The organism is Escherichia albertii NBRC 107761 = DSM 17582 (genome assembly GCF_000759775.1).
Taxonomy (GTDB): domain Bacteria; phylum Pseudomonadota; class Gammaproteobacteria; order Enterobacterales; family Enterobacteriaceae; genus Escherichia; species Escherichia albertii.
Genome location: NZ_BBMY01000178.1, coordinates 1 through 6,771 on the forward strand (window position 1 = coordinate 1; position 6,771 = coordinate 6,771).

Here is a 6,771-nt window from a genome sequence, read left to right on the forward strand (position 1 = left end):
TACCCAGGGTTCAATGAGTGAGTCAGTTGAAAGGTCTCCTTTGATAGTCAAATTACCGAGAACAATCAGCTTTCCATCACTCTCGATGTCACCATCCACCACCAGATCACCGCGATGTACTGTCCAGTCTGTTGCGGATAAATCGAAGGTGGCAAGATTAACGCTATTATTGATGGTTCCTTCAATACGCTTCCTGTCTTCAGTCGTTACAGCGGAAAAGAGCGGCCTGATATCAACCGCATTTGCGACACATCGTAATTCCGACTGTGCGGGAAGACTCAGAACAAAGAGAGGAAGTAAGAGTATCCAGCCGCAAATCCTTGCCTTAAGCATATGCGCTCCATGCCGTTAAAAAGGGAAACTAAGAGCCTCCCTTTCGTTAATATTATTACTCTCGCGAAATGCCATCCAGAGTTGTCAATACTTCCGCAGAAAGCTGCAATTTTGCGGCAGCCATATTTTCCCGCAAATGTTCGACAGAAGATGTCCCAGGGATCAATAAAATATTCGGTGAACGCTGTAACAACCATGCCAGGGCCACCTGCATCGGCGTGGCACCAAGGCTTGCAGCCACGTCAGAGAGCGTTGTTGATTGTAGTGGCGTAAAGCCGCCAAGCGGGAAGAACGGCACATAAGCGATACCATCGTCAGCCAGCGCATCAATCAGCGCGTCATCGGCACGATGTGCAATGTTGTATTCGTTCTGCACACAGACGATTTCAGTGATCTTACGTGCTTCAGCCACCTGCGTCGGTGTCACGTTGCTCAGGCCAATATGTTTCACCAGACCTTGTTGCTGCATTTCTGCGAGCACAGTCAGGCTGGCTTCAATCGATCCTTCCGCCGGACCGTGACCATCGCCAATCATCACGCGTAGATTAACGACATCCAGCACGTCCAGCCCCAGGTTACGCAGGTTATCGTGTACTGCCTGTTTAAGCTCCGCAGGCGAAAATGCCGGAAGCCAGGAGGCGTCATCACCACGACGTGCGCCAATTTTGGTCACGATCGTCAAATCGTCGGGATAAGGATGCAATGCTTCACGGATGATTTGGTTAGTCACGTGAGGACCGTAAAAATCACTGGTGTCGATATGATTGACGCCCAGCGCCAGCGCCTCGCGTAATACCGTAATAGCAACATGGCGATCTTTTGGCGGCCCAAAGACGCCAGGGCCAGCCAGTTGCATCGCGCCATAACCCAGGCGCTTGACGGATTTTGTACCAAGAATAAATACGTTGCTGCTCATAACACCCTGCCCTGTAAAAAGCGGATTAAGAAAAATCAGTATAGAAATGAACGGCAAGCGAAGAAATGGATATTGAATACAGATGCGTAAAAAAATGTGTTAGCCTGACAAAAAACAACATGAATTTGCCCGGATATCTGTACTACCCGGTAACAGAATAATTAATATTGTTTCGCTGTAGAGTTTTTAACGTGATGCAAAATTCTGAGCGTTCCCCGTAAGTTATTTTCGTAACCATTTTCCATTAATGCCCTGCACAAACTCCCCCGGCTTAGCACGCTCTACCAGTTTTTGCCCTGCCAGTTTAGCGATATCTTCAGTTGATACATTATTTTGCTTTGCCAGTTGTTGATAGCTACGGTTACGAGCTTCATTAATATCTTTTACTAATGTCTGCGTCTCGGCATCCGTTTTCAGCGCCACCAGATAGCCATTAAGCGTTTCACCGACCCGCCCCTGAGCTCTGGCTTCGTCCAGAGTTAGTGCCATAACGTTGCTGCTCATCAGGCTAATAATCCATACCACTACCAGTAATATTTTCTTCATCATCGCCTCAAAAAAGATCGCTACGGGTTTTGAGCAAGTCTTCAACATCTTTATCCGCCTTGATGATGATCTCATGCTCAATTTTAACGTTCATATTAATGGTGATGGGTTCTTTCGGTGCAGCCACTTCTATGCGCGGCGTGCAACCAGCTAACATAAAAGAGGACGCGAACGCGGCTATCACTATTTTCATTGTTTTTCCTCACACTCTTTTCCTGATGGGCAGCCAGTTTCCGGGAATCGGGCATTCTGTTCCAGCCATGCCTGGAGATTATCGCCAAAGCGTAAACTGCGCCACAGCGTGAAAATATTTTCTTCATGGCTGTAGTTGAGATTTACCGTACCGGTTTTACCATCGACACGACTATTACCGGTGATTGTTGCCTGCATGGTTAACACGCCGAGATTATCTAAATTAATTTTTGTCGATGAACGACTGATTTCCATATAGCGCAACCAGTTAATTGCCGTTCCCGCAGTCACATTGTCTTTTGCCACTGCATCCGCCGTGTCTTTGTCCAGACGTAAAGTCATGGGGCCTGCATTTGCCAGCCAGCCGTCTTTGACAATCCATTTGTCATTGTTCAGCCATAAAGGCAGCGCGCCGTTGAATGCGCCGGACATGGCGAATTGTTTAGGATTAACGGCACTAACCAGTTCGCTGGACGAGAGATTATTCAGACGCAACAACGCCGGATCGTGCTGTGGCATACGTAATTGTTTCATCAGTACGTTACCGCCCAATACATCGACGCTAACATTGCTTAACAATAACGGTTCTTCCTCAGTCCACGGATAACGCCCCTGAAGATCGGCTGTAATATCTTTCGCCGTCACCAGGTTAACGACTTCAGCTATACGGAGTGATACTGGTCGCCGTGTTCCCAAATGCCATGCTCCGTCACCAAAACGGAACGGCAAAACAAAATCGACGCCATTGACCTGATTGTCCGGCATCCAGGCACTGCCGCCTTTCAACACGCCATGCCCTCCCGCACGGAAGCCTTGATCGGGCGCAGCTGAAAATGCAACCTGGGCATACAATTCGCCTTCACGCAATTTCATCTTCCAGTCTGGCGGGACTAACGGCTGGAATACAGTCAATGATTGTTTGGGCCACCAGGCATTGCCGCGCAGGCGAATACCATCCCAGCGACCATTTACACGAACCGGCCCGATCGCTCCGGCATGCAAATCTCCGTTGAAGAGAAAATAAGTCGGATCGCGCCCATCGACACTAAATTTTAACGTTGATGGCGGTAACACACTGCCACCAGTAAAAAGCGTTTGTCCGGCGTCCAGTGACAATGCGCCGCTAAAAGATGGATTCTGTGGATCGCGTATCCAGACAATGGGCTTCTCGAGGATCAAACGTGGCGTTTCCACCTTCATGGTGCCATATTGCAACTGGTCGAAGCCGGTTGAGAGATCGGTCAGCGTGATCGTGTTGTCATGCCACTCCCCCGTTCCCGCGACGTCCCATGTCGCGTGCATTGGCGTAAAACTGCCTTTCCCCCAGTAACGCCACTGCCAGCGACCAGCATCAGGCAAGAAATCTTTGGCCTGCCCATCCATATGCAGCACAAAATCGCCTAACTCGTTTTCATGAGCTTGCAAAATAGCCTGCAAACGACCATCGACACCACGTTGCGTCACTTTAACGCCAGCCAAAGGCCAGCGAATTTCATCGATGTCCAGTGAATCAATAACTCTTCCCTTTGAACGTAATAGCGCGCCCGGTTCAAAGGCCAGCAAGGGATCGGTCAGACTTCCACTTAACTGTGCGGGCAACCGTGCATACAAAATAAGATCCGCCTGCTTCGCCTCGCCAGTCAGTTGCAGTGGCATCTGGCTGTTATCCATGCTCAGTTTTCCTGGGCCGAAATTGAGCACCGCGTTGCCCTTACCTGCTTGCCCTTGCGTCAGCACGCTCAGGCGCCCGCTAATCTGTGCGTTTTCGAGTCCCGCTTGCCAGTTTTCAACTTTTATCCCCAGACGCCCGCTCAGTGGAAAACCTTCATAAGGCCAGATCCAGCGTCCATCACTGATGGTCAGTTGCTGGCGGGTAATCTCCCATGGCAAATCGAGCAACGGCTCGTCGTTACCTCGCGCCATCACGATGAGTTGTCCACTGTTCTCTTGCCACTCCAGTTCAGCATCCACCAGTTTGGGTTCCTGCGGCAAATTCAATGTCGCCGTGACATGACCGCTCACAGGCAGGCCATCCGGCACCAGCGGCATGGTGAATTCACCGACCAGTTTGACAGGCGGCTGATTTTCAAACGCAGAAACAGCCAGCTCGTTAACCGTCAGAGTTTGCCCTTTTAACCGGCCTTGAAATTTAACTTTTTCGCCCTGATAACGAAGTTGCTGGATATCTGACGTCAACGCTAAGGATAATTTTCCCTGCCACTCCTGCCAGGGAGAAAGAATAACCTTATCAATGGTGATCCAGGTGTTGGGCAACATAGCCTGCCATTCCGCAAGGGTTTTCGGCGCTGCGGGCGATTGTTCCGTCTGCGGTAATTTCGCCAGACACGCGGAATCAAGTTCTACTGTGCCGACATTAAGCGACCAGCGGCTGGGATGAGAAAGACGAGCATCGGTGATATGCGCCAACTGGCAATCCGCCACCAAATAACGGAGATCAGGAATGATCAGACCATTACGCGTAATGCGAGGGCTTTCATCTAACGCAATGCGAGTACCAAGAGGAAGCCAGATGCCCGCCAGCGTGGGAACCCACAGACCCAGCGTCATCAGCAATGTCAATGGCACAAGAATGATCAACAATAGCAGCGCGAGAACGGCTTTATATTTACCCAGCATGGGTAGTTAATATCCTGATTTAGCGAAAAATTAAGCAGTCAATGCAGTATTTTGGCATGTTTAACCGTTCAGTTGAAGGTTGCGCCTACACTAAGCATAGATGTTTCTGAAGTTTTCAATATAACTCCACCTTTCAATTATATTTGAAATTTTGTAAAATATTTTTAGTAGCTTAAATGTGATTCAACATCACTGGAGAAAGTCTTATGAAACTCGCCGTTTATAGCACAAAACAGTACGACAAAAAGTACCTGCAACAGGTGAACGAGTCCTTTGGCTTTGAGCTGGAATTTTTTGACTTTCTGCTGACGGAAAAAACCGCAAAAACCGCCAATGGCTGTGAAGCAGTGTGTATTTTCGTTAATGATGACGGCAGCCGCCCGGTGCTGGAAGAGCTGAAAAAGCATGGCGTGAAATATATCGCCCTGCGCTGTGCCGGTTTTAATAACGTCGATCTCGACGCTGCAAAAGAGTTGGGCCTGAAAGTGGTGCGCGTTCCAGCCTACGACCCGGAAGCCGTCGCTGAACATGCTATCGGCATGATGATGACGCTAAACCGTCGAATTCACCGTGCCTATCAGCGCACTCGTGACGCCAACTTTTCTCTGGAAGGTCTGACCGGCTTTACGATGTATGGCAAAACGGCAGGCGTTATCGGCACGGGTAAAATCGGTGTAGCTATGCTACGCATTCTGAAAGGGTTCGGCATGCGCCTACTGGCATTCGATCCGTATCCAAGTGCGGCGGCGCTGGAGCTCGGCGTAGAATATGTCGATTTGCCGACGCTGTTCGCTGAATCTGACGTTATCTCCCTGCACTGCCCGCTGACGCCGGAGAACTACCATCTGCTTAATGAAACTGCATTTGAGCAAATGAAAGACGGTGTAATGGTGATTAACACCAGCCGCGGCGCTCTGATTGACTCTCAGGCCGCGATTGAAGCGCTGAAAAACCAGAAAATCGGCTCGTTGGGGATGGACGTGTATGAAAACGAACGCGATCTGTTCTTTGAAGACAAATCCAACGACGTGATTCAGGATGACGTATTCCGTCGTCTGTCTGCCTGCCATAACGTACTGTTTACCGGGCATCAGGCATTCCTGACCGCGGAGGCCCTGACCAGTATCTCCCAGACCACGCTGCAAAACTTAAGTCATCTGGAGAAAGGCGAACCTTGCCCTAACGAACTGGTTTAATTTCACCGCTCCCCTGTCCTGCAGGGGAGCTTATTCAGATAATCCTCAAAGACCTTTCATCTTCTATTCTTAAAATATTCCTGAATCAGAAACTATAATTGAGAATCACAATGAAGAAAGTAGCCGCGCTCGTTGCGATAAGCCTGCTGATGGCGGGATGTGTAAGTAATGATAAAATTGCTGTGACGCCTGAGCAATTGCAGCATCATCGCTTTGTTCTGGAAAATGTAAATGGTCAGCCTGTCACCAGCGATAAAAATCCGCCAGAAATCAGTTTTGGTGAAAAAATGATGATTTCCGGCAGCATGTGTAACCGCTTTAGCGGTGAAGGCAAACTTTCTAATGGCGAGCTGAAAGTTAAAACGCTGGCAATGACCCGTATGATGTGCGCGAATCCACAGCTTAACGAACTCGACAATACCATCAGCGAAATGCTGAAAGAAGGTGCGCAAGTAGATCTGACCGCGAATCAATTAACGCTGGCGACTGCAAAACAGACATTAATCTACAAGCTGGCCGATTTGGTCAATTAATAGCTGCCACAACTTCCGGCGGCAAGCGACTGCTCGCTACAGCGTTTGCCGTTGGGTAATGCACACATCCCAATGGCCGTTCCATCCAGTTGACGGGCAACGGAAAGCGAACCGCCAATCATTGCGCAATTTGCTTCTCCACTACTGGACATTGATGCTTTTAAACCTGGCGCAACATGTGCCGCCGTTGCCTGCTGAACAGGTTCGCTACTACACGCCGATAACAATAAAGCGGCACAACCCACCCACAACGCTGCTCGCATTTACTCCTCCTCTGATCTTAAAGCCAAACGATACCGCCCTAAATAATAGGCAGACCGGGCGACGGCGTCGAGAGTCTCTGTGCGTGTTGCCACGCATTTTTACTTTTTTGTGGCTATTTTTTTACCCTCTGTTTGATCAAAACATTCATTAGGTA

8 protein-coding genes are annotated in these 6,771 nt (G+C 49.3%); 2 read left to right on the forward strand and 6 right to left on the reverse strand.

The features are described from left to right. The 5 genes from EA14781_RS21320 to EA14781_RS21340 all read right to left on the reverse strand — a co-directional run. The coding region (locus EA14781_RS21320) for a hypothetical protein (protein ID WP_042336224.1) at nt 1-333 on the reverse strand (333 nt) is incomplete at its 3' end. A gap of 55 nt (nt 334-388) precedes the next feature. Next, nucleotides 389-1,249, reverse strand: coding sequence for an aldo/keto reductase family oxidoreductase (locus EA14781_RS21325; RefSeq protein WP_000097849.1), 861 nt, complete (start codon nt 1,247-1,249; stop codon nt 389-391). A gap of 222 nt (nt 1,250-1,471) precedes the next feature. Next, complete coding sequence (locus EA14781_RS21330) at nt 1,472-1,795, reverse strand: YdbL family probable chaperone protein (RefSeq protein ID WP_000722591.1); 324 nt, start codon at nt 1,793-1,795, stop codon at nt 1,472-1,474. Nucleotides 1,796-1,802: 7 nt separating this feature from the next. Further along, on the reverse strand, nt 1,803-1,988 hold the full coding sequence (locus EA14781_RS21335; RefSeq protein ID WP_000706308.1) for a YnbE family lipoprotein: 186 nt from the start codon (nt 1,986-1,988) through the stop codon (nt 1,803-1,805). Beyond that, nucleotides 1,985-4,624 carry a YdbH family protein gene (locus EA14781_RS21340; RefSeq protein WP_000901010.1) on the reverse strand — a complete coding sequence of 880 codons (2,640 nt, stop codon included), beginning with the start codon at nt 4,622-4,624 and terminating at the stop codon, nt 1,985-1,987. Before EA14781_RS21340 ends, EA14781_RS21335 begins: the two co-directional genes overlap by 4 nt. Before the next feature lie 206 nt (nt 4,625-4,830). On the opposite strand from EA14781_RS21340, the gene ldhA reads away from it, so the two are divergent. Both ldhA and hslJ read left to right on the forward strand, forming a co-directional pair. Then, nucleotides 4,831-5,820 (forward strand): D-lactate dehydrogenase, encoded by a 990-nt coding sequence (ldhA, locus tag EA14781_RS21345; protein ID WP_000762222.1) that lies wholly within the window; start codon nt 4,831-4,833, stop codon nt 5,818-5,820. A gap of 110 nt (nt 5,821-5,930) precedes the next feature. Further along, on the forward strand, nt 5,931-6,353 hold the full coding sequence (hslJ, locus tag EA14781_RS21350) for a heat shock protein HslJ (protein ID WP_002462185.1): 423 nt from the start codon (nt 5,931-5,933) through the stop codon (nt 6,351-6,353). On the opposite strand, the gene EA14781_RS21355 is transcribed toward hslJ, so the two are convergent. Further along, nucleotides 6,350-6,616: a putative hemolysin gene (locus EA14781_RS21355; protein ID WP_001200698.1), complete on the reverse strand. Its 267-nt coding sequence runs from the start codon at nt 6,614-6,616 to the stop codon at nt 6,350-6,352. The two genes, hslJ and EA14781_RS21355, sit on opposite strands and share 4 nt — an antisense overlap. Between the last annotated feature and the right edge of the window lie 155 nt (nt 6,617-6,771).

Excerpts from the sequence above, each read along its gene's own strand:
- EA14781_RS21325 (WP_000097849.1), bottom strand. The coding sequence starts at position 1,249 with ATGAGCAGCAACGTATTTATTCTTGGTACAAAATCCGTCAAGCGCCTG.
- EA14781_RS21330 (WP_000722591.1), bottom strand. The coding sequence starts at position 1,795 with ATGAAGAAAATATTACTGGTAGTGGTATGGATTATTAGCCTGATGAGC.
- EA14781_RS21335 (WP_000706308.1), bottom strand. The coding sequence starts at position 1,988 with ATGAAAATAGTGATAGCCGCGTTCGCGTCCTCTTTTATGTTAGCTGGT.
- EA14781_RS21340 (WP_000901010.1), bottom strand. The coding sequence starts at position 4,624 with ATGCTGGGTAAATATAAAGCCGTTCTCGCGCTGCTATTGTTGATCATT.
- ldhA (WP_000762222.1), top strand. The coding sequence starts at position 4,831 with ATGAAACTCGCCGTTTATAGCACAAAACAGTACGACAAAAAGTACCTG.
- hslJ (WP_002462185.1), top strand. The coding sequence starts at position 5,931 with ATGAAGAAAGTAGCCGCGCTCGTTGCGATAAGCCTGCTGATGGCGGGA.
- EA14781_RS21355 (WP_001200698.1), bottom strand. The coding sequence starts at position 6,616 with ATGCGAGCAGCGTTGTGGGTGGGTTGTGCCGCTTTATTGTTATCGGCG.